Origin of the sequence: Microbispora sp. NPDC049125, from assembly GCF_040802045.1 — a bacterium.
GTDB lineage: Bacteria > Actinomycetota > Actinomycetes > Streptosporangiales > Streptosporangiaceae > Microbispora.
On sequence record NZ_JBEZDW010000033.1, the window covers coordinates 73,341 to 100,262 of the forward strand.

Genomic DNA, 26,922 nt, shown 5'->3' on the forward strand with positions numbered 1-26,922 from the left:
TCTCCTCAGCTCATGATTCGGTAGACGGCGGGGAAGCACACGAGCGCCAAGAACCCGAACACCGAGATGCCGATGGCGATGGGCATCTCGCTTGTTTGGCTGTTGGCGCGGGCGCGTGCCTCGGTCAACGCGGTGGTGCGCATGGACTGCGCCTTGGCCAGAAGAGTGGACAGCACCTGGGTTCCTTCGGAACCCGCATCCTCGGCTATGTCGGCGAGCTCGGTCAGCTCCGGAATCCTCACCTCGCCGCCTAGGAGGGCGAGACCGCGCCACGGCTGCTCACCGGCGCGTTTCGAATGCTCCAACACCTGTGCGATGCGGCGGAACACCCAGCCGGTACACACCTCAGCTGGGGCCTGGAGCGCCTGGGGTGGCCCCGCGCCGGCGGCTCGCTCCAGCGCCACCATGTCGAGGTAGGTCGCCAGGGCGGCGCGGAACTCGCGACGGCGCTCTCGCGCCTGGCTCCTGGCGGCGTAGTCGGGGATCAGGGCGAACAGAAGTCCACAGAGAAGACCTGCTCCGGTCGGTACGGCCCAAGGCAGGGAGATGCCGGCCACCGTGCACAGCACGCTCAGCGGGAGAGGCAACACCAAGCCGAACAGCAGGAAGGCCACGCGCTGGAGGGTGAAGCGCTCAACGCTGATGCCGAGGAGCGCCAGGTCGTCGCGTGGAACGGGGAGACGCGACAGCCGTATGGTGAACCAGCGGCGAGGTCTGGGACGGCCCGCACCGTCGAGCCGTGCGAGCGCGGCGTCGAGGTGTGGAGGGCCGGGAACAAGCTCGGACACGACGATGACCAGCCCCAGGCCGATCAGCGCTCCTCCGGCTACAGCGGCAATGTTCATCGCCGCGTCCTCGAATCGGTGAGGAATCGGTGCCCCACGGCGGAGCTGCCGAGCCGATGCAGCCACCACAGGGCAAGGCCGTAAAGGGTGGCCACCATGGCGAGCACGACCTGACCCGTTGGGGTGCCGAATGGGGCGACGTAGGACCGCTGCGTGATGGCGATCGCGGTGAAGGCGATGAGGATTCCGCTGATCCAGCGCACCGTTGTGCGGTGTTCGGCGCGGGCCGCTTCGACCTCTCGGCGGTCGCTCACGTCCTTGGCGACCAGCTGGGCGAGTTGTTGGAGCAGGGCACTGGCGCCCCTGCCCCGTCGCCGGGCCACCAAGATGAGGGCGGCGGCGATGCGGTCGCCGACCGGATCGTCCAGCTCGTCGGCGAAGAGCCGGAGCGCCTGTTCGGAGGGCATCTGAGCGACGTGGAGCCGGCGGGCGAGAGCGGAGACCGGGCCGGCGATGGCGAGCGGGACGTTGCGAGCGGCGCTCTGCTCCAATGCCTGTTCCAGCGCCCGGCCGGCCACGAGCAGATCGGCCAGGCGTCGAGTCCACAGCTCCAGCGCTTCAAGCTTCCGGATCTGCTGGGCGGCGGGGCGGCCGGACACCACCTTCGGCAGGGCGAGTACGGCTAATGCCGTGGCACAGGCGGCGACCGGCCATCCGGTCACGCCGAGGACGGCGACCGAGGCGGCCAAGGAAAGCACGATGAGCCGCCGCTGTGCGACCAGCGCCGTACGGATGGGCAGCCATCGGGAAGGGGGTCGTACCGGTTCATCGGGCCCCCGACCGATGACACCGAGGACGATGCAGATGGCTCCGCCCAGCACCGCGGAGGTGCTTAAACCGGCTAGCAGGGCAGACGTGTTCACCGCACCTCCCACACGGCGGCGTACGGGTCGAGAAGCGCGGGGTCGAATCCCACGGCCTTCAGCCTGGACAGGCACTGCGGCGTGATGTCCGGCATCGCCCGCCCGCCGGGGCCCGTCGGGCTGTAGACGCGGTTGCGACTGGGTAGCTCGCTGTCGGCCGGCGGCATCACCTCGAGGACCTCGGAAACGAAGCGGGTGTTCGTCTTGGGATCCATCCGCAGGTGGACGACCAGGTCGATGGTCTCCCCCGAGTTGAGGTGGATGACGGCGGGTGGGGTCTGGGCGCCGACTCCGCGGGTCCAGAGCATGACGATCCGGTTGAAGATCTCTTCGGTGCCGTCCGCGTGGATCGTGCACATCGAGCCCGGGTGGCCGGTGTTCATGGCCTCGAACATCGGAATGATTTCGTCGGCCCGTACCTCGCCGACGATGATCCGCTTGATGTTCTTGCGCAGGGAGTGCGGGATCAGGTCGTTGAGCGTCACCGCGCCGGCGCCCTCGGAGTTGGCCTGGCGCACCTGGAAGGCGATGACGTTCTGGTGCCGATGCCTCAGCTTGTCCAGGAACAGCTCGTAGTCCGACTCCAGCGTGGCCAGCCGTTCGGCAGGATCGATCGCCGATGCCAAGGCCCGCAGCATCGTAGTCTTGCCGGCGGCCGTACCACCGGTGATGACGATGTTCAGCCGGGACAGCACGGCGGCGCGCAGGAAGCCGTAAAGGCTGCGGTTGACCGTGCCGAGTCTCAGCAGGTGGTCGAGAGTCACGTCGACCAGGCGGTGACAGCGGATGCTCGCGCAGGGGCGACTCGTGACGGACATAGTGGCGCTGAGCCGTACGCCGACGCCATCGTCTCCGTCGCCGGGGCGGAGCGCCGTGTTGAGCAGCGGGTTCGCGGCCGAGAACTCGCGGGGGTTGTAACTCTTGTGGAGCGCCCACATCTGGATCATCTTGATCAGCTCGTCGTCGGTAGCGGCCACGGCCGGCCCGCGCTCGCAGGCGCCGTCGCTGTAGGTGATCCACACCTCGTCGCATCCGTTGATGTCGATGCTCTCGACTCTGCTGTCATTGACGTACGGCGTGAGCACGCCAAGCTCGAACCGCTCGTCCAGGACGGCCTGGACGAGCCGGCGCTGGGTCGCGAAACTCACGGCGCCGGTCTCGGACAACCGCCCATGAGCCCAGTGCTGCACCCGGGCCTGGATCACGTGCCGGGCCGTGTCTCGATCCTCGGTGTCTTTCAGGTCGTCGGCCACCGAGGCGGTGATGTCGAGCACGGCTTCCCGGAATGCCTTTTGGCCGATCTCCTCCGCTGGAGTTGCCGAACGCGGAAGCAGACCGGAGTCACCAGGGCCAGTGATGGGACGCGGAGGCCAGACTTCGCCGGGTCGCCGGCTGCTCATCGCGTAACCATCTCCTCAGCCGGCTCCTGCAGGCTTTCGAGGTGTTCGCGCATCGCCATCGCGAGGAAAGACGCCCCGCGCATCAGCGGTGATCGGCGGAAGGATCGCCTGGCCCGCTTGCCGTCAGACAGGACTTCGGCTGACCTCGGATCATGGGGGATCGCGCCGATGACGGGGAGGCCGTACAGCGCGTTGCTGATCTCCTTGCTGCTGTAGTCGCCTTCGCCGATCAGGCAGAGGGCCACCGGCACCTTGGTCCCTACGTAGCGGCCGAGCGCGTCGAGTCTGGGCCGAGCGTCCGCGACCTGGCGCAGACACGGGCGCAACACCATGAGAGCCATATCCGACGTCGCGATCAGCCGCATGGGGGTGTCAGGCCCTCCGATCTGGCCTACGTCCAGCACGACATCGACGACGTCGTGGGTGGCCGACGTGATGGCACCCGAGATCGCGTCCCAGGCCGTCTCGAGCTGCGCCGCGTGACGTGGGTCCCTGATGCCGGGTAGCAGGAGCCACTCGCGGGCGTCTTGGTCGAGGGAGACGACATACTTCCACAGAGTCTGTGGGTCGGGCTCGTGGGCGATGGCCAGCGCGAACTCCAGGAGACCGCTGGGCGGCCCTTCCATCCGGCCGACAAGGAATCCCGGGAGGACGCTGCCGCCCTTGGGGTCACACTCCGCGAGCAGGGCTCGGTCTCCCCAGGCGTAGGTGAGGGCAAGAGCGGTGGTGGTAACGCCTGGCGAGCCGCCGGGGCTCATCAGTGTGTAGGTCGCCATTCAGGTGCTCCGGGGGTTGAGGACCATGGCGACCTGGCCGTCAGCTGCCAAGGTGGCGAGCTCGGGGCCTTCCGTCCTGTTGACGATGAGGTCGACGACCATCAGTCCGTCGGTATCGGGTCCTTTCACCTGGTCGACAAGCGCTTCGACAGCGGTCCTGGCAGTTGTCTTGGCTGTCGGCACGGGTTGGCTCTCTGGCGTGGCGATGACGAGGATCGGATCGCCCGGCCGGAGCCCACGAGCCGGCAGTCGGCTCGGCTTCACCGCGACGGGTACGAGCTGCTGGTCGCCGAGCGGGGAGAGTTGGTCGGTGACTAGCTTGGGCTGCACGAGCATGCCTGCCACGAGGTCGGCGGCTGCCCGCATTCCGATCACCCGGCGCAGCTCTTCGGCAGGAACCGTAGTTACAAGGTCGTCGACGCCCACCGTCGTAGTAGAGACGTCGCTGGCCGTTAACTGCTGACCTAGGGCCACGCCACGAGTCATCACGAGAACCGGTACGCGATCGCTCATGCCGGTGACCGTCTGGTAGCTCACCACACCACCGCCACTCACCACGAGCAGTCCGAGGAGCAGCAGTCCTCGGCGACGCTGTCGTGGCTGGACTGGAAGCTTCGGCACCTGCACGGGAGGAGCGACACCGTTGCCAGCGTGCTGGGGTGGAGCGGGCATTGATCTGCGGACCATCTAGGAGCTCCTCTGGATCAGTGCCTGGCCTTCGGCGATCCGCAGCGGGAAGGTCGTGGACGTCGTCATCGGCGCCAGCGTTCCGCCCGCACCACCGGACCCGGTCCAGGTGGCCGTCCAGACGATGGAGACGATCACCTTGTAGCGCGAGCCGGGCAGGCCGGCGCTGGAGCGGGTAAACAGGTATGAGCAGCTGCTTCTCTGGCCGCGTATGTCCTTCGACGCGGTGTACGGCGTGCCCGGGCCCTTGCATGTCGCTGTGGCTTGCCCCGCGCCCGGCCGAATGACCATCGTTGCTGGGGTCGCGGTGACCTCGGCCCAGACCGGCCCGCTCGCGGCTCTTGTGCTGATCGAATGCCACTGGCTGCGCTCGGCCCAGAAGAGATGCGGGAGGCCGACCAGCCCGTCACGGCCGCGGGGTGGCGCCGTAGCGATCCGCGGGACGGGAGGCTTGAGCTGGCGGAGCGCCTGTTCCATAAGCATCTCCGGTGTTACGGCAGGCGCCGCAGGATCTCCCGGGGTTACGCCCTGAAAGACGTTGCGCTGGCCGCCGGGCCCGCTATCGCACTGCAGGTAGGTGGCGCCGTTGGCGCCCCCGATGGCGTGGCAGTTGATCAGACCGCCACCGCCGTTGCCGCTTCTCAGTGGTCGGCCCTGCTGCCTGGTCTCGTGGCTGCTGTACGCGACCCAACTGCTTCCCCACGGGAAGGCTCCGTGGTCGTCGTCCTTGGGAATGTCGACTGAGTAGGCAGAGGCCGCAAGAAGCGAGGTCAGCGCGAGGGTGGCGTACATGCCGCCTCCCTGATGCTCAATCCGGTGAGGCGCCACCGCCCGTCGGTCGACTGCTCCAGCACTGCCTTGATGTTGGCCGTTGAGTTGTCCCTGATAGAGCCGGGGATGAGCTTGTGAGTGAGCCGGTCAGCCATACCGGCTTTGGAGGTGTCCTGGCAGTCGGTAACCTCGGCCCGCTTACCGCCGACGCGCACCTCTTTCAAGCGTGGGATCACCTCGCCGTATGGTTCCCGCCCCTGCTCAGCCATCCGGCGGATCCCGTCCACAAGGTGATCAAGATATGGGCCGTTGACGTACCGCTTGAGGAGAGTGCGGGCTTCCTCCGGTGACGTCCTGGCGGCAACTGCGAGCGTCTTCCAGTACTCGCTATAGGTGGCGACGATCACGTCTTGTGTCAACGATGGGGTTGCTCTGGCCAGAGAAGGCGCCGAGGCAGGTATCGCTGAAGGCTGAGTCGGCAAGGAGGTAGGACGTTCCGCTTGGCAAGCACTCAACACGGCCACTGCGCAGATAGCCGCTGCTGAGCGGCGAGTAGCTATTCGGCCTGCATTCAATCTGGAATCACAATCTGTTATTACATTTAGTTGTCACTTGGTCGCAGAGAGTAGATTAAGCACCTTGCAAAGGCCGAGACAAGTGAAGATGCGGAGCGCTCCTGGCTGTGATTCCACCTCCGATGGCTTGCCCTAACTCCTGACCACTGGCCACTTGCGAAGCCCGATCGCTTCGCATGTCGTGCAAGTACGGAGCAGCGTGAAGTCGCATCGGACAAAGACGCCATGCTGCTGATCTTCCGCCCCAGAGAGGGTGGCGGCCGCCGACGGCTTCACCGCTGTCGTTGGTGACGTTGCGACCCTCGGTCGCCCTGGAGGGCGACCGCCACACGTGCCCCTGTCCGATGGCACCTACGACATGTGGGTGTTGCGACCCTCGGTCGCCCCGGAGGGCGACCGCCACCGTTCAGGACATTGATCAAGGCCGTGAACCCGTACAGTTGCGACCCTCGGTCGACCCGGAGGGCGACCGCCACACATGCCCATCGACCTGATCACACGCGCCGAGTGGTTGCGACCCTCGGTCGCCCCGGAGGGCGACCGCCACGTCGGCATAGTCGAGCCACATCTTCCTGAACCCGTCGTTGCGACCCTCGGTCGCCCCGGAGGGCGACCGCCACGGTGTCCCGCAGCGCGTCCGCGAAGGCGATCTTCATGTTGCGACCCTCGGTCGCCCCGGAGGGCGACCGCCACATCGTGTCGACGATGGTCTCGACCTCGTCGATGCCGTTGCGACCCTCGGTCGCCCCCGGAGGGCGACCGCCACTCGATGACGGCCATGTCGACGCTCTTGGACTCGGCGTTGCGACCCTCGGTCGCCCCGGAGGGCGACCGCCACCATCGTGTTCCCCTCTCTTAGAAGCCGAGCGAGATGTTGCGACCCTCGGTCGCCCCGGAGGGCGACCGCCACACTGGTGCGACGTTCGAGCGGCGTGTGTGTGGGCGTTGCGACCCTCGGTCGCCCCGGAGGGCGACCGCCACCCCTGACGACATGGTCATCTGGGAGGACGACGAGGTTGCGACCCTCGGTCGCCCCGGAGGGCGACCGCCACAAGGGCGCCTACAGCCCGCTCGCCTCGACGCGTGGGGTGTTGCGACCCTCGGTCGCCCCGGAGGGCGACCGCCACCCGGCTGTCTCCAGCTCGTTGTTGAGCACCTGGAGGTTGCGACCCTCGGTCGCCCCGGAGGGCGACCGCCACCCTGGACGTAGGAAGGGATGCCGCGATGGCCCCGATGTTGCGACCCTCGGTCGCCCCGGAGGGCGACCGCCACCTTGATGCTCAGCGCTGCTCGGTGAGGTACTTCTCGTTGCGACCCTCGGTCGCCCCGGGGCGACCGCCACACCTCCAGCCCGGCCAGCGAGGTCAGACCGAAGTCTTGCGACCCTCGGTCGCCCCGGAGGGCGACCGCCACCTCGGGCAGATCCTCGCGCACCACGCTGCGCCGAATCTTGCGACCCTCGGTCGCCCCGGAGGGCGACCGCCACCCCGGCGCCGCCGAATTCAGATTCGGCCGCCCGTGGCTTGCGACCCTCGGTCGCCCCGGAGGGCGACCGCCACGGCATCTGAGCAGGCATTATGCCTCTACGCTGCCGATAGCGGAACTTGCCAATTTACTTTTCAAGCACCATACACGGCGATATCTCCTTCGGAGCCCATGGCGTGTCGCGTGAGCACTCCAGGTTCCGAACTAGAGGATCAACGGATCATGATGAGGTACTGCTTCGGCAACTCCAAGTCTGTGGACGGCGGTGAAGCCGTTAGCCGGAAGCCGGTAGATCCGTACCGAGTCGTCGGATGCAGCAATGATCCGTCTGGCACCATCAAGCAAGGTCAGTAGATCGGCATCCGAGCAGGTGATCTCGAAGACTGATTTCTGCACACGATGGCCGTACCCCTCACAGAGATTGGCCATTTTACGCAGTCGGCGTCGCCCTTCGGGCGTCGTCGTCACTACGTCATACGTTAAAAGGAGCTGCATCAACTTACGGTCCAGGGAACGTAGGCGGGCAGTTCGCCGCGGATGTACCGAGCCAGTAGCCGTGCCTGTACGACTGGAAGTAGCGAAGTTGCGACTTTTCGTCCGAGAAGCCGGTGCGCCCATTCCCTGCTCTTCCAGCCTTGCCATTCGACGAGAACGATACGCCGGCCATCCTCGGTGAGCTGAACGGCGCCGCCGGGCAGCGTCTCGAAGTGCTCTGGGCGGAGTTGCTTCCGGTTGAGCAGGCTGAGCGCGAGCCGATCGGCCAGAATGGGCCGGAACTCCTCCATCAGGTCCAGCGCGAGAGCGGGTTTCCCCGGACGCAGGCCGTGGAGGAAACCGAGATAAGGATCCAGACCGACCTGTTCGGCCGCTCCGTGGACCAGACTGCGGGTCAGTCCGTAAAGGAACGACAGCAAGGCGTTGACCGGGTCTGTGGGGGGCCGACGGGTGCGGTTGATGAACGGCGCGACGCCCGGCGGGGTACGAAGCAGGCCAGACAGTCCCTCGAAGTACAAGCGGGCGCCCTGCCCCTCCAGACCCATCAGTTCCTCAAGGTCGGCGGCTTGGTCAGCGCGTTTGAGTAGTTCCTCTACGTCCTCGCACTTACATCTGAGTGTCTGCTGGAGTTCGGGGAGTGCGTCGCGTGCTCCACGTAGGAGAACCTGCCGAGAGTTCTGCAGCTTGCCTGCGACGCAGCATCGAGCGATTTTCAGGCGGGCTTCGGGGCTGGCGTGGGCGAGGTGCTGTGCGTGGCGTAACAGCACGTTGCCTCGAACGGGTCCGTCGACTCGTCCGAGGAAACGCCCGGAAAGGCTCATCCATACGATGGATCGGCCGTCGTCGGCGCATCGCGCCAAGAGCTCGGCGGACATTGCCACGTGACCGTAGACGACGATGCTGTCCAAACGGCGCAGAGGCAGCGTTCTTTTCGGACTATCGGGGGCGACGACCTTGAGGCTGTCATGATCGAGGTGCAGGCTGGCGCCTTGCGTCTGCACGTATAGGGTGTTGAGGAGTTCAGTCATCCCACGCTGCCTCCGGTTAGGGAACAAACAGCGCCGACGCCATTCGGGTGAAGGCCTGTGTCCGAGCGAGAACCCGTGGCATGCACATGTCGTGCATTGAACATCGCCGGCATCGCTGATCGGCGGTGGCCATGGGCAGCGTCATTGTGGTCATGGTGCCCCGTACTGCCTTGGCCAGTTCCAGCACACGCGCGCGGGCGGCGGCGTCAATGATGACGGTGTGTCTACGGCGGTCGGCTGCCGAGTAGATCACGCCCTGCGGGACGGAGCAGTCGAACATGGCTTCCAGGCACATGGCTTGGCCCGCCACCTGTACATCGGCGGGACCGCCAGGAGTGTAGGTGCCGGACTTGTGTTCAATGGGGATGATGCGGCCGTCATGGTGTATCTCCACGACATCGCACACCCCGATCAGTGAGAGTTCGTCGTGCCATACAGGAAGGGCACGCAGAGTCCGGACCGCGCCGCGGGTCTCCTGGCCGGGGTCATGGACACGCTGGTGCATGAGCGTTCCGCGGATGGTAGCCGCGTCGTCGACGTACCCGTCTTCGAGCAGGATCAGCCCGGCCTGGCGAGGGCAGTAAGCGTGGTGTTCCAGAGCTGACAGGGTCACCTGGGCGAGCGGGCCGCTCCTCGCGGCCCGCTGACTCGGCTCGTTCACCCGAGGACGCGAGTGAGGGTGACCCCCTCAGGAAGGTCGTCGCCGACCGAGACTGTGTAGTCGGTGAACATACGCGGTACCGCTTTATTCGGCGACACCTGTACGCGGTCGAACAACTCGTGAGCTGGGGTCCTACCGAACGGGTCGTCGTGGCTGAATGCGTACAGGGAGCGCAGGGCCATCTCGCCGCGTGTGGATGCGCGGTCGTGTTCGAACATGAGGGTCATCGCTCGCCAGAACGTCTCCAAGTCCTGGCTTGTCACGCCGGTTCGGCGGGCCAGTGGTGCGCTGAAGTGGCCGTATCCGAGGTAGAGGCCGTAGGGGATGAGGTGCTTGTTGCCCATTTCGGTGGTCTCGCCCTTGTCGATGTGGTCCTGGCGGGTCTGGGTGACCCGGGTGATTCCGTGTTCCTGAGCCAGGACGGTGTCGATGGAGCGGGAGAAGGTGAGCTGCATGGGGCCCTGGACACGTCCGCAGGGTTTGGTTCCGGTGGACATGACGGCTCCGAACATGCGGACGTCGTAGAAGGTCTGGCACATCCACTGCTGAGCTTCGATCTCGGACTTGCGCCGCTGCTTGGGGTCCAGGTTCAGAGCGGCGTAGGCGCGTTCGTGCTGGGCGTTGAGGGAGGTGCCGGTCTCGACGTAGATGTCGTAGCCGGGCATTCCCTCATGGAGGAGGGCGACCATGTTGCGGATCTTGCGTTTGATCGCCACGTCGGTGACCAGGCCCTGCCCGGTTTCCGGGTCGGTGCGGGGCATTCCTCCCGCGTCGGGGTCGCCGTTGGGGTTGCCGTCGCGGACGTCGAACAGGAAGACGAAGTCGTGCTTGCGTGCGGGGTCGAGGTGGACGGACATGTCCAGCGGGTTCCTTTCAGGGGATGAGAAGGACGAGGTCAGACAGATTCGGCGGCGGAGGCCTTGAGCGCGGCAGCAGCGCGGGCGGCTTGCCGGTCGGCGGCGCGTTGCTGGTGGTAGCCGAGGACGAACCGTCCCTGGCCGGACAGGTCCAGGGTGGGAGGGATCTCGGTGGTGAACTTTTGGGCGATCTCGTCAAGGCGTCTGTCTAAGGCGATGCCGGCGGCTTTCTTGCTGTTGCCGCGAAGCCGCCGCAGGTGACCCGTGGCGTTCTTGCGCAGCATGGTCAGTACTGGAAGCGGCCTGCCCATGGCCGCTCCGAAGAACTTGTCGCCGATCGTGGTGTTGATGTTGTCCAGCGCGGTGCGCTGAATGTCTTCCAGCACGGCGAACATGCGTCCGCACAGATAGGCCGGATCATCGGTATCGAGGTTGAGACGGTCCACCAGGACATCCTTCATAGCGGGGACGGCACGGATGAGCAGCAGGCGCAGCAGAGCGGCGCGGGGAAGATCGACACGGTTGTCCGCTCGTACGCGGTGGATCAAGCCGGCCAGTAGGTAGGCCGGTGGCCGGGTGCCGCGAAGGGCCGCTGCCATGAGGTCACGCTCGGCCGACTTCGGTGCGGTATCCCTGACATACCCCTGCTTGCCGTACCGGCCGAGTGCGGCGACCAAGCGCCACAACGCGACGTGCTGGGGACCGTCCGTCCACATGTCGCATATCGCGTGGTCGGTGAACCAGGCATCCACCCGCTTGAACGTCTCGATCAAGGGCACATCGATCCAGTCGCGGATGACCACCCGGCTTTGGTTCGCCGACAGGGTCATGGCGTAGAAGGCGTTGCCGTCCAGCCAGGCGGCGCGCCGGGCGGGCGGAAGCCGTACCTGCTCGATGAACGCGTCGACGTCGTTGGGCTGCGCGTCGCGTACGGCGCCAAGCAGCGATACCGGCGCAGGCCGGCGCAGCCACCACACCAGGACGCTGTCGCTGCCGCGATAACGATGGTGGGGATCGGCCAGCAGCGCGTTCAACACCGACATGGCCTGCCCCCCGCACGTGTCGCAGATAGGGGTGTTGCCCAGCTGGGTGATACCGCCCCGGCCCTGGGCGGTTTTGTTGATCGACACCAGCTGGGCATCGCGGCCCCGGCCACCCGCTACAGGGATCGCGCCCGGTTTGACCGGCTCGGGGATGGTGTCCAGCAAAGGAGCGAGGTACCCGCACGACAGGCAGATGCCCTGGCCGCCAGCTGAGCTTTTGCGCTCGCGGACGATCTGTCCCCAGGCCGTCGCGGCGGAGGGCAAGGCGTGCAGCCATCCCTGATCGGTCCTGATCGCCACAACGTCGGATGGTTTGGCCTCAACGGGAATCTCGATCTGGGAGGAGACGCCACGTTGCAGAAAGGCGACCATGGGTGCGGCAAGTGGCTCGTCCTTGGCCCAGCGGTGAACCAACTCGGCGAAATCCCGCGCGCGGCGGCGGGCATCGGCAACTTGCTTGTCGCTGTCGTCCTTCGGCATGCCCAGCACGTACTGCAAGGTGTCGGTAAGCAGGAACGGAAGCGACCCAATGCCCGAGCGTTGCACGTACGGGGTGTCCAGCAGCGCCCCGGCCTTGGCCTCGGCGCTGCTTAAGTCCACCAGCCGGCCGCCTCGTGCGCGTCCGTCGGCATCGAGGTCGATCGCCCACCGGACGCTGCGGTTACGGTAATTCGGTGGGGGAAGGCCCTCGCGGGCATGCACGGCAAGTTGCCTGATCAGCATTCGACGCTCACCCCCTACCGCCGGTACGCGCGGCGGCACCGGGCAGCTCGACGCCTTCTCGCGGAACTTCCATGACGCCTTTGTCCAGTACGGCGTGGAACCACCGGTATGCCTCGCCCTCGGGCCGGTAGTCGATGCCGTGCAGCATCACGCCCAGGATCTCGTCGTGGGGAAATGGGTCCTGGTCGGTCTTCGGACGGAAGGACGCCGAAAACTCGCGGACACCGAGAAATGGCTGGGAAAAGCAGGCGCCCCGCTCAACCCTGCGCCGGAACTGGTCGCGATACTTGGCCTCGGGATCGGTCGCGTGCGGGCGCAGCCGTACTTGAGCGTGAATCCGGTAGGCGACATCGCGCAGGCACACCATGTTGCGCTGGTCACGGTCGGCTTCGGCATCGAACCGCAAAGAGGTGTCCGTCATCGCCTCCCGCACCCAGCCCATGGTCAGCATCGAGGAGACCTCGTTGCGGCGAAAGGACGCCCACTGGATCGGCCTCAGCATCTCGATCCGCTCGATGACGTAGGAAAACTCCGGCTTCCAAAAGATCGCCTCCAGCACACCCTTGGCCGCCGACGGAGTCATCATCGGGTAGCTCAGCCGTTCGGTCTTGAACTCCGGCCGGGTGAAACAGGCGTACGGCGCCTCGACTTCCACCGCCAGCGCGGGCGGTGGATGGTGAGCATGACGGGTGGTCAAAACACCAGCTCCTGAGGGTCAAGGGATGAGATTTCGATGCCTCGCTGCGGGTGATAGTCGCCCAGCCATTCCACGAGGTCACCGATGACGGGCGCGGCCAGTCCTTCCTCAACCGCCCGGCGGGCGGCACCACGCGGCAGGGTGGCCAGGTAGGGACGCAGGGCCCGCAGCTTGGCCCCTGCCCCGGGGCGACCATCCCGCAGGTACGACAAGATCCGGTCGAGTTCTTCGATGTCGCCGTACCGCACGACTACGGGAACGGTCCACTCGTCGATCATGCGGAACAGGTCTGCGACGCGGGGAAAGTCATGGGCCAGGCGTTCCATCTGGATCTCCTGCCCGGCCTGCTCGACGTTGTGAAAGTCGAATCTGGCCTGGTAGTACTCCTGCAGCGCGTCCAGATCATCCGGTGAGCAGTCCGGCCCGAACCGGTCACGGGTGGCCTGCAGCGCCGGCCCGTACAAGATGCCGGCTGCCTCATTGCCATCCTCGGGGTCGAAGATTGTGACCGTGCCGTACGGCAGGCGCCCACTGCGGTTGATCCGCCCGGCGGCCTGCTGCAAGGAGTCCGCCGGGGCAGCCGCGCGGAACCCGTCCGGGAAGTCCAGGTCAACGCCCGCCTCCACCAGCTGCGTACTCACCACGGCGACCGGCTCACCCGCCGCCAGACGCCTTCTGATGTCCTCCAGCGTGTTCCGCCGGTGCGCGGCCGCCATCCGCGTCGATAGGTGAAGCGCGGAGCGATGCTCCTCCATCATCCGATGCATCCGAGCGGCGTCCTTGGTGGTGTTGACCACGACCAGCACCTGCGGCTTCGCTGCAGCCTCCTCGGCGATCTGCGCCATCGTGGGCTTGGGATCCAGTAGCCACCGATAGCGCACCCGCGTTCCTAATGCCTCATACAGCGGCTTCGGCTCCTGGATCACGTCCATGATCCGTTCTCCGCGGAGCGGGGATAGCAGCTCAAACGGCGGCTGCGTCGCCGAGGCCAGCACAACCGTGGCACCGAACCACCGTGTCAACGTGCGTAGCGCGGACAAAATTGGGAGCAGCAAGCGGTCCGGAAGCGCCTGCACCTCGTCAAGCACGATCACCGAGCCGGCCAGCCGATGCACCCGGCGCATCGCCGCGGGCTTGTTGCTGAACAGGGACTCAAACAGCCGAATCGTGGTGGTGACAACAAAGGGGGCATCCCAGTTCTCAGCCGCCAAGCGCTGCCACGGCCGTCCTGGCGTGCCGTCGTCCAAATCGATGCCGCTGTGGTGTTCCAGGACCACAGGATGTCCGTCGCCGTCCTGCTCGAGAAGGTCACGGTAGACGGCAGCGTTCTGCTCCGTGATGGACATGAACGGCACCGCAACGATGACCCGCTTCAACCCATGGTGGCGAGCATGATGGACCGCGAACCCACCCGATGCAAGCGTCTTCCCCGACCCCGTCGGAGCGGGAATCCGATAGATCCCCCGCGGACCTTGCGCAGCCGCCACGCACTGCTCGTACACCGCCTGGCGCAGCCCGTCGACCGGAGACGACCGAGCGCCGTCCAGCATGCCCTGGCGTCCATGCTCAAATCGCTCAGCCAGATCAGCAGCGGAGACTGGATGCAACGGCCGCGACGCGGCGGCGAAATGCGCCTCCGTATCGAGGAAATCCGCGTCCACCACGGTGCTGTAGACCATGCGCACCAGCAGATCCAGCGCGTACGGGTCATCCCTTGCCGCTTCGGGAAGCCACGCCGGCAGTGCGATGGGCGCTGCAGAATGGATCTCCGGAACGATGCTCTCAACTCGGCGGATCGCCTCGGCGACGGGGCCGTCATCGTCGGCGAAATGCAGTTCCTCCTTCAGCCGTGACTGGCTCGGCAGTCCGCCGTGATGCCCGAACACGACCGCCGCCATGATCCCCAGATTCTGTTGATCCAGCAGCCAAGTGCCTGCGTGCTTGTGCGGCACACCCACCGGGCCGCCACGGCTCTCGGCCCGAATCAGTCCGCACTGCCAATCACTGCAGCCTTTGCCAATATCATGAACGAGCCCGCAGTGAGCTGCGAGGGGGCCCGCGTTGAAGACCTCACCGAAGGCACCCGCTCGCCAGGCCGTCCCTCGCAAATGGTCACCGAGCTCATGACGAAGCCCATCACCATCCCGGGCACTATGCGCCCACATAAGTCCGGCCACGCCCACCTCTCTACGGAAGATCTGCGAGACCTGAACTGTAGGAGACGCCACCGACAATTTCAGCCAGTTCAGAGCAAAGCGTTCCGATGAACAGCATGATCGCTTCTCATGGGAGAGGCTGGCTTCCAGTGGGGCAGGCAGTGAGCACCTCAGGCTCCTCCTTCCCGCAAGCCGAATAAAGATCACGTCGGGGTGTTAGCTATACCCTTCAACAAGGTGCAGCATCAGCACGATTTCAAGCATCCGCTGTGGTTAGGAACCACAAGTGCTCATGCGACACGCCGTAGCTTTCTCGGGTGTTATGGCCCGATTTGTCATTTGACGCGTGAATTAGCGCTGGTAGGCATCAACACTAATCAAGGCATGATGGCTGGTGAGATGCAGTGGCGGTCGCCCTTCGGGGCGACCGAGGATCGCAACAGTCTTGTACGCCTCCCGCACTCGCTTGACTACGAGGGTGGCGGTCGCCCTTCGGGGCGACCGAGGATCGCAACGATCTCTTGGGTCTCGCGCTGGAAGTTCGTTGCCCCCGTGGCGGTCGCCCTTCGGGACGACCGAGGATCGCAACCGCTCCAGGATCCGCAGGTACCCGGTGCTCTTACTGACGCGTGGCGGTCGCCCTTCGGGGCGACCGAGGATCGCAACCGTGAGCTGGCCAGGCAGGCGCAGGCCGCTGGGGTGTGGCGGTCGCCCTTCGGGGCGACCGAGGATCGCAACGGATTCGAAGACACCGGCAACAACATCGCGATCCAGTGGCGGTCGCCCTTCGGGGCGACCGAGGATCGCAACCCGCAGCCTGGATACTCGTCCGCCTCGTTGGCCAAGTGACGGTCGCCTTTCGGGGCGATCGAGGGTCGCAACGGGTTCGACGACACCGGCCAGAACATCGCCGTTCACAGTGGCGGTCGCCCTACGGGGGCGACCGCGTTGTACCCGATATAGCAACCTGCCTGTGGAGTTACGTCAACGAGCCGTTCATTCCGGACGCCTTAACGAGGCGAGCCCATCGTGGGCTTCGTCTGAATTGTCGGGCAAGATCGGTGGAACGGGGGAGTGCTCCGTCGGGTCCGCGATTTCGGAGTGCCCACTCCCATGCTTCTCGCTGAAGGGTGCGTCCTCGCTGACCACCTGCGACATGAGCCGGGCCGTCGCTTGAAACAGACGCTGAGATGGCGGTGGACTCCCCAGGAGAGAGCCGTTGGGCGACGCTCTGCCGTACCAACCTGAAGGCCATTTCCAAGCCGCCGATCATCGCGAAGGCCGGCCAGGCTGCCACAGCACGGCCGATGATCGATGGCTCCGCGACGGCAATGTTGGCCGCGACACTGGCGAGGCTGCCAATAACCAGGAGCGTCCATGGCAGCACGCCACCTCGTTTCCCGCGCCTTGAATCAGCGAGAAGGGCCATCGAGGCGCAGAGCACCATCCCGTCCACACTCAACGGTAGAAGCGCCGCGGTCCAGGGTGATTCGCCGTGTCGAAGTGCGAGCAGGTGGAGGTGCCGGTAGGAGATCGAGCCGGCGATGAGGGCGAGCGCGACAACGCTGGCGATCGTCGTACTGAGGATGATCCTTTCGATATGTCGTTGGTCGGCGTCGCGCGTGGGCTCAGCCACGGGTCCTCGTCCTCCTCCAACTGAGTGGTCAAGGCTCGCTCCGCTATACCGGTACCGGAGCGAACGGCATGGATAGCTCAAGACGACCGGCGTCCGCTGCGGTGCCGGATCTTGGTGAAGGCGTCGAGCGCTGTCTCGTCGGCGTCGTCCAGAGTGTGCAGATATTTCTCTGTCGTCGCGATTGAGGCGTGGCCGAGTCGCTCCTTGACGACCTGAAGGTCCGCGCCACCGGAAAGCAGCCAGGACGCATGTGCATGCCGAAGGTCATGGATGCGAACTTTCACCGCGAGCTCGGCTGCGGCGAGGGCGGGCTTCCAAATCTGGTTTCGAAAGGCCTCCGCAGGCACGTGACCGTCGGTGTCGCGGATACGGCGTCCGCGAGGGCTGTCCTTGCCTTCGGTCTGGCGGCGCCTCGCTCGGTAAAGGGCGATGGCGGATCGGCAATGCTCGCAGCGGCACTTGCCCGAGTTGTAGCCCAGTAGCGTGCCGTGCTGGTACTGATGGCCTGCCGCGTTTGGGGAAGTGAAGCCCAGGTGGTCAGGAGCGGGGACCGCATGCAGTTTGGTTCGGGCAGTTGGCTCCTGCCGCCACATGTAGAGCAGGTCATTCGGCCCCAGCTCTCGTTCCTCGATGTGAAGGAACAACTTGTCAACGAGCTGTCTCGTGAGCTTGAGGCGCCGGAACTCCTTGTCCTTGGGGTACGCCTTGACGAGGAAGCGGCCGCCCGTGGGGTGGAACTGGGGATTCACCTCAACGACTGCTCGGCTGACGGTCAGGATCCGCGAGCCTGCGTCTAGATCCTCAACTCGTAGTTCGGTCAGCTCACCCCAACGAAGGCCAGTCTCGATGTCGGTCTCGACCAGAAGCTTCGTGTCCGCGTCCGGCAGGGCCCGGTAGAGCGCCTCGAACTGCTCAGGGGAGATGATCGTCCGTGGCTTGGCCACCACCGGTGGCGACTTGACCCCCTTGCACGGGTGAATGAAGGTCACCTGATCGTTCAGGGCGGTCGTGAAGATCGCACTAAGGACGATCTTCGTCTTCTGGATAGTTACGGCCGACGCCCCCTTCTTCTTCATGGCGACGATCCAGGCCCGGACATGCTCTGGCATGATGTCGATCATGCGCATGGCGCCGAACTCGGGCAGAAGGTGCTTCCTGATCGCGTAGGTGTAGGTCTGCCGCGTCGTGGCTTCCATCTCATGGTTTGGCAACCAGGTGCCCCCGACGTAACTCTTGAAGGTCTGCCGTCCGCGCTTGGGATCGCCGATCCGTCCCTTGGCCACCTCCGCCTCGGCCATCTGCCAGGCTTTGTCGGCGTCCTTCTTGTTGGAGAAGGTGCCTGCCGAGAGGATGTTGCCTTTCAGATCTTGGTAACAGGCGGTGTACCGCGGCTTGCCGTTGCGACCCAGCCGCTTGAACGAGTAACCCACTCGACCTCGCCTTCATGATCCTTTGTTAGTGACTCGTTAGCGCATCTCGCATCAGGGAGTGGCATTTCGCGGGACCTGGCGTCACCGTGTCATGCCGCTTCACCTGCGAGTTTATGCTCTGAGTCACCAAAAGGCCACGAAGGGTTGAACGGCTGGGGAAGGCTGATAAGGAAGAGGTCCCAGGTTCAAGTCCTGGTAGCCCCACCACGAAACACCAGCTCAGAGGCCAGTTCCCAAGATCCGGGACCTGGCCTTTTGATCGTTTGCCATCGATTTGCCATCACGGGCTCCCGGCACCAGGTAGCAGACATCAACCCACATCGACACGTCCTGGCAGCTGATCTTCCCTCCGCGCGGATGAGGTTGAACGCCTGTGAGGCCATGAACGGCATCACTAGCAATGTCGTAGCCGTCCCTGCGCTTGTACGACGGCCGGGTCGTGCGGGAGTTCCTCACACGAGTGCAGCGGCAGGCCGGTGTTCCCTTGTAGCGTGGGCACCAGATCCGACCCCGAAGCCGGGAGCCCGCCGCATGCGCTGGAAGGTCAACTCGGAGGAGCCGCTCTACACCGACCCATGGTTGGACATCCGGTTGGCTGACGTCGAACTCCCAGACGGCCGGCACCTCGACCACCGCCTGATCCGCACTCCACCCGGGGAAGAGACCGGATGGCGGCCCGGATCGCTGCGCCCGCTGCTCTACACCCAGCCCACCAACGGCATCTCCGACTCCGCGCACCACATCTTTCGCGCGGACGAGTCGACGCATATCGGCGTGCCCACGGAGCCATGGGAGTCCGAGCGCATCGACTGGGTCCCGCTCACGGACATCCGCCGCCTGATCGACAAGCGCGACATAGTCAGCGGAACGACCCTCGCCGCCCTCCTCTACGTCCTCACCGAGGCATAGAGCGAGGAGCCTTTCGGCTGCCGAATAAGTGAAACGTCTCTCTCATGGCGCGCATGGTTGCAAGAGCGCTGGCGGCCAGCGGACCACATCAGCCAGAATGTGCTGTGACTGACCTTGCGGGTCTTACGCCTGTCGAGCACTTCGTGTTGGAGGAAGCAGAGGCGGACGACGTCCTGCTGTGGGAGCTTGCGGCGACCTTGACGCACAACGGCACCCAAGATGAGCGAATCGAAGCAGTGCCGCTTCTCGCGGATGCGCTTATCTCTCTGGCATGCCATGGCCTGGTGCAGGTGCGCACCTTTCCCACGTGGCCTATCGATCCGAATGAGGCCGTTCTCGTCCCAGTTGATCAGCTCACTGATGTGTTGCGTGATGTGGACAACTGGCTATGGCGTGACGTGTTCACCGCGTTGATCGTTGTCGCCCTTACCGAGGCCGGTGGCGCATGGCTCTGATGATGTGGCTGAGGTATGCGAGAGCTTGCGGGGTTGCGGGCGGGTGACGAACTGAGTGACAACGAGCACGTACGCCGCTGGACTTGCGCGGACATCCTGGGATCGTTTTCGCAGCTCAACGGCTCTAACCGTACACCTGAGCACACTTTGAAGCGCTCCGGCTTCGATGGAGGCTCGTTCCCTTGAGAGGATCGAGTCATGGCAGCGAAGTCCCCCTATCCCGCGGAATTGCGTAAGCGCGCGGTGCGGATGGTCGCCGAGGTCCGTCCGGACTATCCGACCCAGTGGGCGGCGATCAACGCCGTCGCCACCAAGCTCGGCATCGGCACCGCCGAGACGCTGCGTTCGCCAGCCACGCGCCAGAGTCCACACTGTCGTTCACGGCCATCGCTTTCTTTCTCCTTCGCTTGATGTCGCAATCACGAAGGATCACGCGATGGCCGTCCTCATTTCACGACCCATCACCGCTCCCTTCGGAGGATGGGCTTCGTCGATGATCAAGAGAAGGTCGTGCATAAATCCGCGAAAGTGGTGCGCTCCAGCGTCAGCGCAGCGGGAGCGGCGATCCACCGCCCCCGCCGCGTTAACGGATCAGCGGCGGTTGAGGTTCTGCATCCACTCCCGCAGCTCGCGCGCCTGCCGCGCGAGCTCGGAACGCGCCGCAGCGTCGCCGGAGGCGTCGTCGTTAGCCAGGTCGACGATCGAGTTCAGCGCCGGGATGGCGGTGGTGTAGTTGGTTGCCAGGTAGCTGTCCCGCGCGATGTCCAGGGCGGCATCGGCGGCGTCCGCGGCGGCCGCGGTCAGCAGCCCGGCCGCTCGGTCGGCCTCGATCAGCAGGCTGGTCTCGCGGTAGGACGAGCAGTTGGCGCCCGTGCGGTCAGCGGTCGTCTCGATCCCGCCGAGGATGATCCGCATGAACGAGTCGTCGTAGTACTGCGTCCGGAAGTGGCCGAGGATTAGCGAGAACGCCTTGCCACCGTCCCAGTTCTGGCACCACGCGATCGGGTGGTCGCCGTTCATCAGCCGCAGCGGGGTGGTGGCCGCGTTGCCGCTGTTGAGGCTGCGCTGGTAGCTGTCCTCGTTGAGGCTCAGCAGCGTGTGCACGTCGGCCCGCATGTTGCGGTCGAAGTTGTAGAGCTCGTCGACCGTCATCCACTTGGCAGGGAGATGCGCGGTCGCCGGGTGCGTGTTGTCCTCGGTCACCACCTCGGTGTGGATGCAGCTGCCGCACTGGCCGAACCCGTTCTGGCCGTTCGGATGGTTGGTGAAGAACCCACCGACGAGGTCGCCGTACCACGGCCAGGTGCCGATCTCGAACGAGTCGGCGGCGCCGTGGATGCCGACATAGCCGCCGCCCTGGTGCATGTAGGCCTCGAAGTTCGGCTGCTCGGTGATCGAATTGAGCGGGCCCGGGTGCCCGACGTTCGACTCGAAGACGATCGTGTCGTACTGCTTGAGCGTGTCGAGGCTCAGGAACGGGCTCGTGGGCAGCGTGACGGTCGGGAGTTGCGGGTCGTAGACGTCGACGTTGAAGTTGTGCGCGATGCCGAGCTTCTGGATCGCGGCCACGGTGTGCGGGATGTGGTCGTGCCGGAAGCCCGTCGTCTTGGAGAAGACCAGGACGTTGTAGTCGGCGTCCGGGTTGTGCGGGAGCGGGGCGAGCACCGGGTCCGGGATGAACTTCGGGCCCTCCGCGGGCTCAGACTTCAGGCCCGTCGCGGGCTCCGGCGCGAGCCGGCCTTTGAGCTGGTCGATCAGGTAACGCGCATCGCCCACGAGTGTGCTGCGGGCCGAGCCGGGCGCGATCCCGTCGCCGGCGATCGACACGAACTCGTTCAGGACCTGGCTCGCGCGCTTGGCCGAATCGGCGTCGGCGAGCGCCTTCGCCTCGTCGAGCTTGGCTTGGAGCGCCGCGCCGACCTCCGCCGGGACGCTGCCGGCGGTCACGAACCGGGTGAGCAGCGTGCCGACGTCCGCGAACGATGTCGTCACGATGAACGTCTGCGTGTACTTCGCGCTGTTGGAAGCAGCGTCAGAGAGATGCACCGCGAGCGTGTGCACGCCGAGCGACAGGTCGGAGGTCTGCACCGGCAACGGCGGGACCAGCTTGCCGTCGAGGTACATGTTCAGCACAGCCACTCCGCCCGAGCCGGGGGTGGGGTCCGTGCGCGTCGGGATAAGTGTGGCGACGTGACCGACGTGACCGTCGGCGATCGCCGGGTACGACGCAGCCGGCGCGCGCGTGTCGATCCGGACCGAGATCGAGCGGAACGCCGCGACGTTTCCGGACGTGTCGACCGCGCGGTACCGGACGCTGGTGTTGCCCTCCTGCGTGACCACCGCCGACGCCGTGGCCGACGCCGGCGCCCCCTCGACGGGCACGTCGATGTAGGCGGCGCCGCCGTTGAGCGAGTACTGGAACTTGGCGATGCCGACGTCGTCGGTCGCCGACATGTTCAGCGTCACCGAGCCGAGGTACCAGCTGTTCTGGCCGGTCGGCGCAGAGGGCGACAGCGTCGCCACGTTGATCGTCGGCGGTGTCGTTTCCTGTGCCCACGACGGTGCCGCGGGGATGAGTGCGGCCGCCATCAGGAAGGCGGTCACTGCCGATGTGCGAAATCTTCTTCGCATGAGTGTCTTCTCTCTCTTGCCGCTATACGGGCGGGTTCGCAAGGCGCCGATGCCCGTGCCGACGAACTCGGGTTCGTCGGCACGGGCGGGTTCGCTAGGTGCCGATGCCTGTGCCGACGAACTCGGCCCAGTTGAGGTTGAACAGGTTGCCGCCCGTGGCGCCACCCGTGACCGAGCGGAACACCAGGAACAGCTCATGCGTCCCGGACATCGAGACCGGGAACGTCTGGCTTGTCCAGGTTCCCGTCCCGCCGGTGGACACGAGGTTGGCCGTCGTCAGGATCGGCCCGGTGATCGAGTCCTGACGGACCTCGACCGCCGCCAGCGGCGACCCGGGCGTGCGGCCGGTCGCCGCGTCCGCCACGCGGAACGTGATCGAATCGATGTTGGTCAGGTTGAATGGGCCGTTGAGCTGAAGCCAGTCGCCCGAGCCCAGGCTGCCCCGGTGCACGCCGGCGCCGCCGGCGCCGCCGTCGGTGTCGGTCGCCGTGTTGGTGCCGGACTGGTTGACGACGAACTCCACCTCCTGGTGCTTCTGGCGGATCTGGTGCTGGCCGGTCGTGGTCAGCGGTGGGACGCCGCCCGGACCGCCGTGGTCGGTGTAGCGCGCCTGGACCACGCCGGAGACGGTGCCGCCGTGTGAGACGTCGTCGGCGGTCGTGTGGAGCACGCCCGAGCAGCCGTTGACGGACTCCTCGGCGTGGCCGTGCGAGTCGTGGCCGAGCACGAACGTCACCTGCACCTCGGAGCAATTCACCGTCCCGTCTTCGGGGTCGGTGACCGTGACCGAGAACGGGATGTCGTCGCCGAACGCGAACGTCCCGCCCTCCACCGGCGTATTGACGACCACCGTCGGGCTCGTGTTGCCCACGGTGATCACGGTGCTGGTCGGGGTTTGCTTGCCGGACGAGTCGAGCACGGTCAGCACGGCCGTGTAGCGGCCGGACTGCGTGTAGGTGTGTGTCGGGTTCGGGTCGGTCTCGATCGCCGAGCCGTCGCCGAAGTTCCACTCGTAGCGGATCGAGTCGCCGGGATCCTCATCCAGCGAGCCGGCGCTGGAGAAGTTCACGGTCAGCGGCGTTGAGCCGTCGGTGCGGTCCGTGGTGAGCACGGCCTTCGGCGCGCGCTTGCCCTTGACGTACTCCCACTTGTACATGCCCGCGTCGGGGCTGATGACGTTGAACCCGTTGCCGTAGGTCAGCATGTAGAACGCGCCGTCAGAACCGAACTGCACGTCCATCGGGTTGTCGCACTCGAACCGGAACCTGCCTGCCCCGGCGTTCGCACGGCTGCCGCAGTCCAGGAAGTTGTTGATCTTCTGGATGTGGTTGTTCTGCTTGTCGAGCTTGACCTCGCGCAGCGTGTCCTGCGTCCACTCGCTGATGATCACCGAGTCGTCGTAGTACGGCGGGAACTTGTTAGGGTTCGGGTTCTTCGCGTCGTAGTGGTACTTCGCGACCCCGTGCGGACCGACGCCGCCGGTGTAGAGCTCGGGGAACAGCCGCGGGCATTCGGTCGTCGAGCCGGGCGCGATCGGGCCCGGGGTCGGCGCGTAGTAGGCCTCGCACGGGGTGCCGAGCGGCGCGTTCGGGTTGTTGTCGCGGTAGGAGTACCAGATGTCCGGGTCGGTGACCGGCGGGACGTCCCTCAGGCCCGGCTCGACCGTCGGACCGCCCTCAATGTTCCACAGCGAGTCGTTGCGCTGCGTCGGCCCGTCGCAGTCGAACTTCTGAGGCGGGTTGTTCAGCGGCGTGCCCGCGGTGGTGGTGCCGGGCGCGAACTCGTGGAAGTTCCACTGGTAGTGCGCGAGGTCGCGCTTGTAGCACGTCGGCCAGCCGTAGTTGGACGGCTTGCGCACGATCTCGTAGCGGCCGGTGCCCGCCGGGCCGTGCGAGCGCTGCGGTGTCTGGGCGTCGGGCGAGTAGTCGCCGATGTAGGCCACGTCGTTCTCGTCGACCTGGATCCGGAACGGGTTGCGGAAACCCATCGCGTAGACCTCCGGCCGCGTCTTGTCCTGCGGCGCGCCCGCGACCAGCGGGAACAGGTTGCCCGACGGGATCGAGTAGGCGCCCGTGCCGGAGCCGAAGTCGGTTTTGTTGGCGTCGGCGGCGGAGATGTTGCCGTCCTTGACCTTGATCCGCAGCACCTTGCCGCGCAGGTCGTTGGTGTTCAGCGCGCTGCGGCGCGAGTCACCGGTGAGCCGCTGATACCAGCCGCCCGCCTGCGCCGTGTTGGTGGCGATCGCCGGCGTGGCGGTGCCGGTCAGGCCGGCGCCGTCGGCGGTGATCTGCGGCTGATCGGACTGCTGCTTGCCGCGGCGGAAGAACACGTTGACGTTCGACGTGTTGACCGGGCCGCCGCTGGTCTGGATCTCATCCGCCTCGATGTTCGAGAGCGCCTCGAGCGCCGCGTCGATCGCATTGCGATCCGCGTTCCACGCGATCGGCTCCGTCGTCTGGCCCTCGAAGGTCAGCGTGAACGTACCGCCCGTCGCGTTGGTGACGCGCACGGTCTGCTGCTCGTCGGTCTTCTGCGAGTTGTACGGCCCGTAGCCGCCGCCGTTGATGCCGCCCGCGGGCGTGTCATCGCCGGTGACCATCCAGAGGTTGCCGTGCTTGTCGAAGTCGATGTCGCCCCCGACGTGGCAGCACTCCTGGCGGTTGACCGGCACGCGCATGATCTGCTGCTCGGAGCCCATGTCGAGGTGCGCCGGCGTGCTGTCGGTGGCGTCGACGAACTTGAAGCGGCTGAGCTGGAAATAGCCCACGTACGGATCCCACGCGGTCTTGGACGCCGCCACGTCCGGCGGGGTGGTGTTCGGCGTGATCTGGGTGACGACCGATCCGTCGCTCAGCTTGACGTCGGTGACCTCCTTCGGCGAGTAGTAGAGGTAGACCCACTTGTTGGTCGCGAAGTTGGCGTCGACCGCCGGGCCATAGAGCCCGTCCTCGCCCGCGGAGTAGATCTGCTGCGTCATCGGCAGGCTCGGATCGGCGAAGTTGGCGACGACCGTGGTCACGCCCGTGGTCGAGTCGTGCATGCGCAGCGAGCCGAGGCGGTCCGTCTGTAGAACGCGGCCGTCCGGCAGCTGGTCGAAGCCGATCGGCTCCTGCAGGTTCGGCGGCGAGCCGATCTTCGTCTGCTGGTAGTTGGCCAGCACGGTCGCGCCGCAATCGCTGTAGACCGGGTCGGCCTGGCCCGCGGCCCAGCCGATCGCGCCCTTGAGGTGCTTGGTGAGGTCGGCGTCGAAGCTCGCGGCCGTGTTGCCCAGGCCGGTGTAGAATGAGCGGCCGCCCTGGAAGTCTTTACACCACGAGACCGGGTGATCGGCGCCCATCGTGCCCCCGGCGATCCCGTCGAGGTCGGCGCCCTGCGGCTGCGGCCCGAACGGGTCCTCGACGACGGTGTCGAGGACGTGTGACACACCGCGGACGTTCTTCGTGAAGTTGTACCAGTTGTCGGTCCGCGACCAGATCTGCGGCAGATCCTTGGTCGCGTCGTGGACGCGGTCGGCGACCTTCACGTCACCCGATTGCACGTCGGTCCTGTCGGACGCACGCGTCCCCAGGAGGTCAGTCAGGAACGACCAGGACTCGTCGGTCTCGACCGCCGAGCCGACGCCGACGAAGCCGCCGCCGTCGCGGAAGTAGCTCTCGAAGTTCGCGCGTTGCGCGTCCGTGAGCGGGCTTGCGTGACCCGTGTCCAAGAACACGACCGCGCGGTACTGCTCCAGCTTCTTCTTCGTGAACTGGTCGCCCACGTCAGCGGGCCCGGGCGCCACGACTGTGAAATCACCGGTTCTGGCCGCATCCCGGATCGCGGCCAGGCCGGCCGACGACACCGCGTCCTGGGTGCTGCGCACCACGAGTACCTTGAAGCCGGCGTCTGGTGGTGCGGCCTTGGCGGCAGGCGCGGACGGCTGCAGCAGCGCCGCTACAGCGCCGAAAGCGGGCTCAGCCGCCGTGGGGGCCTCGGCGCTCACCGGCGTCGCGAGGAGCGTGATGAAAGGGGCGATGAGGGCTAAGGCCATCGTGGTCGCGGTGCGACGTCTCGGACGTCGTCCGTTTTCTGGCAGGGCTGCGTCGAGCAGCCTGGCCCAGGTTCGATGACGTGGTGACATGGGAAACCCTTTCCTGACCGGGGGGCGTCAGGCAAGGCGCGCGCCGCCGCGCTTGTTGCCGCTTGTTGGCGTTGGTTGCGGATACGGGGGGTTGCTGGAGAGGTGCCGCCTCCAGGTCTGTGGGGGTCGTCAGTAGGCTGTCGGCCGGGGTAGTGAATCCATGATCGTGGTCGGGTCGTCGATGATCCGGTTGACCACCATGCTCGCGCCGCGGGAAGCGGCGCCGAAGCCGAGCGTGGAGGCGACGAATCGGCACTGGGCGGCGGGGGCGGCCACCACGAGCCGCTGCAGCTGATCCTGCGCGTGAGGCAGCAGCCACTCGGCCAGTGAGGCGAAGTAGCCCCCGATGACGATCAGTCGCGGGTTGAACAGGTTGGCCACGATCGAGCCGCCGAGCCCGAGCCATTGGCCGACCTGCGCCACCGCCTGCATCATGCGCCGGTCGCCAGCGCCTGTGCGGTCGTCGCCCAGGCTCCGGATCCGGTCGTACCGGGTCCGGAGCCGTGCAGCATCAGCACCGCGGGCCCGGTGCCGCTGTCCAGGACGTGGACGGGGGATCCGTCGACGGTGACGGTCCGAAGTGCCGTCACCGGGACAGGCCAGGTGTGCTCATGCCGATGCGGAGGTGATGGACTTCGAGAAGAGCTCCATCATCGCCCGGCCGAACTGCGGCATGTCG

The 26,922-nt window shown here is 66.0% G+C and carries 22 protein-coding genes, 1 pseudogene and 2 CRISPR repeat arrays; of the genes and pseudogenes, 3 read left to right on the plus strand and 20 right to left on the minus strand.

Going from position 1 to position 26,922, the window contains the following annotated elements; translation table 11 throughout:
* Positions 1-5 precede the first annotated feature (5 nt).
* The 16 genes from AB0B72_RS30360 to AB0B72_RS30435 form a co-directional block, all read right to left on the minus strand.
* Positions 6-845 carry a type II secretion system F family protein gene (locus tag AB0B72_RS30360; RefSeq protein WP_367742621.1) on the minus strand — a complete coding sequence of 280 codons (840 nt, stop codon included), beginning with the start codon at positions 843-845 and terminating at the stop codon, positions 6-8.
* Positions 842-1,534, minus strand: a complete 693-nt coding sequence (locus AB0B72_RS30365) for a type II secretion system F family protein (RefSeq protein ID WP_367742622.1) — start codon at positions 1,532-1,534, stop codon at positions 842-844. Before AB0B72_RS30365 ends, AB0B72_RS30360 begins: the two co-directional genes overlap by 4 nt.
* A gap of 170 nt (positions 1,535-1,704) precedes the next feature.
* Entirely contained in the window at positions 1,705-2,982 is a 1,278-nt protein-coding gene (locus AB0B72_RS30370; RefSeq protein ID WP_367742623.1) for a CpaF family protein, read from the minus strand.
* A gap of 122 nt (positions 2,983-3,104) precedes the next feature.
* Positions 3,105-3,884 (minus strand): hypothetical protein, encoded by a 780-nt coding sequence (locus tag AB0B72_RS30375; protein ID WP_367742624.1) that lies wholly within the window; start codon positions 3,882-3,884, stop codon positions 3,105-3,107.
* Positions 3,885-4,421 carry an SAF domain-containing protein gene (locus AB0B72_RS30380; RefSeq protein ID WP_367742626.1) on the minus strand — a complete coding sequence of 179 codons (537 nt, stop codon included), beginning with the start codon at positions 4,419-4,421 and terminating at the stop codon, positions 3,885-3,887.
* Between the two features lie 150 nt (positions 4,422-4,571).
* On the minus strand, positions 4,572-5,363 hold the full coding sequence (locus tag AB0B72_RS30385) for a hypothetical protein (protein WP_367742627.1): 792 nt from the start codon (positions 5,361-5,363) through the stop codon (positions 4,572-4,574).
* Positions 5,342-5,749, minus strand: a complete 408-nt coding sequence (locus AB0B72_RS30390) for a hypothetical protein (RefSeq protein ID WP_367742628.1) — start codon at positions 5,747-5,749, stop codon at positions 5,342-5,344. Before AB0B72_RS30390 ends, AB0B72_RS30385 begins: the two co-directional genes overlap by 22 nt.
* A 460-nt stretch (positions 5,750-6,209) precedes the next feature.
* Positions 6,210-7,476: direct repeats of the CRISPR family, unit length 36 nt; unit sequence TTGCGACCCTCGGTCGCCCCGGAGGGCGACCGCCAC.
* A gap of 130 nt (positions 7,477-7,606) precedes the next feature.
* Positions 7,607-7,897, minus strand: a complete 291-nt coding sequence (gene cas2 / locus AB0B72_RS30395; protein ID WP_367742629.1) for a CRISPR-associated endonuclease Cas2 — start codon at positions 7,895-7,897, stop codon at positions 7,607-7,609.
* Entirely contained in the window at positions 7,897-8,925 is a 1,029-nt protein-coding gene (gene cas1c / locus AB0B72_RS30400) for a type I-C CRISPR-associated endonuclease Cas1c (RefSeq protein WP_367742631.1), read from the minus strand. Before cas1c ends, cas2 begins: the two co-directional genes overlap by 1 nt.
* Positions 8,926-8,941: 16 nt before the next feature.
* Positions 8,942-9,586, minus strand: coding sequence for a CRISPR-associated protein Cas4 (cas4, locus tag AB0B72_RS30405; protein ID WP_367742632.1), 645 nt, complete (start codon positions 9,584-9,586; stop codon positions 8,942-8,944).
* On the minus strand, positions 9,583-10,443 hold the full coding sequence (cas7c, locus tag AB0B72_RS30410; RefSeq protein ID WP_367742633.1) for a type I-C CRISPR-associated protein Cas7/Csd2: 861 nt from the start codon (positions 10,441-10,443) through the stop codon (positions 9,583-9,585). Before cas7c ends, cas4 begins: the two co-directional genes overlap by 4 nt.
* Before the next feature lie 38 nt (positions 10,444-10,481).
* Positions 10,482-12,209, minus strand: coding sequence for a type I-C CRISPR-associated protein Cas8c/Csd1 (gene cas8c / locus AB0B72_RS30415; protein ID WP_367742635.1), 1,728 nt, complete (start codon positions 12,207-12,209; stop codon positions 10,482-10,484).
* A gap of 7 nt (positions 12,210-12,216) precedes the next feature.
* Positions 12,217-12,906 carry a type I-C CRISPR-associated protein Cas5c gene (gene cas5c / locus AB0B72_RS30420; RefSeq protein WP_367742636.1) on the minus strand — a complete coding sequence of 230 codons (690 nt, stop codon included), beginning with the start codon at positions 12,904-12,906 and terminating at the stop codon, positions 12,217-12,219.
* Positions 12,903-15,071: a CRISPR-associated helicase Cas3' gene (gene cas3, locus AB0B72_RS30425; protein WP_367742650.1), complete on the minus strand. Its 2,169-nt coding sequence runs from the start codon at positions 15,069-15,071 to the stop codon at positions 12,903-12,905. The genes cas5c and cas3 overlap by 4 nt, the downstream gene beginning before the upstream one ends.
* Positions 15,072-15,466: 395 nt before the next feature.
* Positions 15,467-15,944: direct repeats of the CRISPR family, unit length 37 nt; unit sequence GTGGCGGTCGCCCTTCGGGGCGACCGAGGATCGCAAC.
* A 97-nt stretch (positions 15,945-16,041) separates the two neighbouring features.
* Entirely contained in the window at positions 16,042-16,698 is a 657-nt protein-coding gene (locus AB0B72_RS30430) for a DUF2637 domain-containing protein (RefSeq protein ID WP_367742637.1), read from the minus strand.
* 77 nt (positions 16,699-16,775) lie between these two features.
* Positions 16,776-18,128 (minus strand): tyrosine-type recombinase/integrase, encoded by a 1,353-nt coding sequence (locus AB0B72_RS30435; protein WP_367742638.1) that lies wholly within the window; start codon positions 18,126-18,128, stop codon positions 16,776-16,778.
* Between the two features lie 531 nt (positions 18,129-18,659).
* Between AB0B72_RS30435 and AB0B72_RS30440 the strand changes: the two genes are divergently transcribed.
* From AB0B72_RS30440 to AB0B72_RS30450, 3 genes and pseudogenes are all read left to right on the plus strand, one after another.
* Complete coding sequence (locus tag AB0B72_RS30440; protein WP_367742640.1) at positions 18,660-19,037, plus strand: NUDIX hydrolase; 378 nt, start codon at positions 18,660-18,662, stop codon at positions 19,035-19,037.
* A 44-nt stretch (positions 19,038-19,081) separates the two neighbouring features.
* Positions 19,082-19,492: a hypothetical protein gene (locus AB0B72_RS30445; protein WP_367742641.1), complete on the plus strand. Its 411-nt coding sequence runs from the start codon at positions 19,082-19,084 to the stop codon at positions 19,490-19,492.
* Positions 19,493-19,690: 198 nt separating this feature from the next.
* A pseudogene (locus tag AB0B72_RS30450) lies at positions 19,691-19,837 on the plus strand (IS3 family transposase); the annotation flags it as partial.
* A gap of 246 nt (positions 19,838-20,083) precedes the next feature.
* On the opposite strand, the gene AB0B72_RS30455 reads toward AB0B72_RS30450, so the two are convergent.
* The 4 genes from AB0B72_RS30455 to AB0B72_RS30470 all read right to left on the minus strand — a co-directional run bounded on the left by AB0B72_RS30455 (position 20,084) and on the right by AB0B72_RS30470 (position 26,833).
* On the minus strand, positions 20,084-22,123 hold the full coding sequence (locus AB0B72_RS30455) for a ThuA domain-containing protein (protein WP_367742642.1): 2,040 nt from the start codon (positions 22,121-22,123) through the stop codon (positions 20,084-20,086).
* A gap of 94 nt (positions 22,124-22,217) precedes the next feature.
* Entirely contained in the window at positions 22,218-26,153 is a 3,936-nt protein-coding gene (locus AB0B72_RS30460) for a ThuA domain-containing protein (protein WP_367742644.1), read from the minus strand.
* 219 nt (positions 26,154-26,372) lie between these two features.
* Positions 26,373-26,666 carry a hypothetical protein gene (locus AB0B72_RS30465; RefSeq protein ID WP_367742646.1) on the minus strand — a complete coding sequence of 98 codons (294 nt, stop codon included), beginning with the start codon at positions 26,664-26,666 and terminating at the stop codon, positions 26,373-26,375.
* 8 nt (positions 26,667-26,674) lie between these two features.
* Positions 26,675-26,833, minus strand: coding sequence for a hypothetical protein (locus AB0B72_RS30470; protein ID WP_367742647.1), 159 nt, complete (start codon positions 26,831-26,833; stop codon positions 26,675-26,677).
* Between the last annotated feature and the right edge of the window lie 89 nt (positions 26,834-26,922).

Bases quoted from the DNA above. Each gene is read 5' to 3' on its own strand.
- AB0B72_RS30360 (WP_367742621.1), bottom strand. From the start codon at position 845: ATGAACATTGCCGCTGTAGCCGGAGGAGCGCTGATCGGCCTGGGGCTG.
- AB0B72_RS30375 (WP_367742624.1), bottom strand. From the start codon at position 3,884: ATGGCGACCTACACACTGATGAGCCCCGGCGGCTCGCCAGGCGTTACC.
- AB0B72_RS30385 (WP_367742627.1), bottom strand. From the start codon at position 5,363: ATGTACGCCACCCTCGCGCTGACCTCGCTTCTTGCGGCCTCTGCCTAC.
- cas2 (WP_367742629.1), bottom strand. From the start codon at position 7,897: ATGCAGCTCCTTTTAACGTATGACGTAGTGACGACGACGCCCGAAGGG.
- cas1c (WP_367742631.1), bottom strand. From the start codon at position 8,925: ATGACTGAACTCCTCAACACCCTATACGTGCAGACGCAAGGCGCCAGC.
- cas7c (WP_367742633.1), bottom strand. From the start codon at position 10,443: ATGTCCGTCCACCTCGACCCCGCACGCAAGCACGACTTCGTCTTCCTG.
- cas8c (WP_367742635.1), bottom strand. From the start codon at position 12,209: ATGCTGATCAGGCAACTTGCCGTGCATGCCCGCGAGGGCCTTCCCCCA.
- cas3 (WP_367742650.1), bottom strand. From the start codon at position 15,071: ATGTGGGCGCATAGTGCCCGGGATGGTGATGGGCTTCGTCATGAGCTC.
- AB0B72_RS30440 (WP_367742640.1), top strand. From the start codon at position 18,660: ATGCGCTGGAAGGTCAACTCGGAGGAGCCGCTCTACACCGACCCATGG.
- AB0B72_RS30445 (WP_367742641.1), top strand. From the start codon at position 19,082: ATGGCGCGCATGGTTGCAAGAGCGCTGGCGGCCAGCGGACCACATCAG.
- AB0B72_RS30455 (WP_367742642.1), bottom strand. From the start codon at position 22,123: ATGCGAAGAAGATTTCGCACATCGGCAGTGACCGCCTTCCTGATGGCG.
- AB0B72_RS30460 (WP_367742644.1), bottom strand. From the start codon at position 26,153: ATGGCCTTAGCCCTCATCGCCCCTTTCATCACGCTCCTCGCGACGCCG.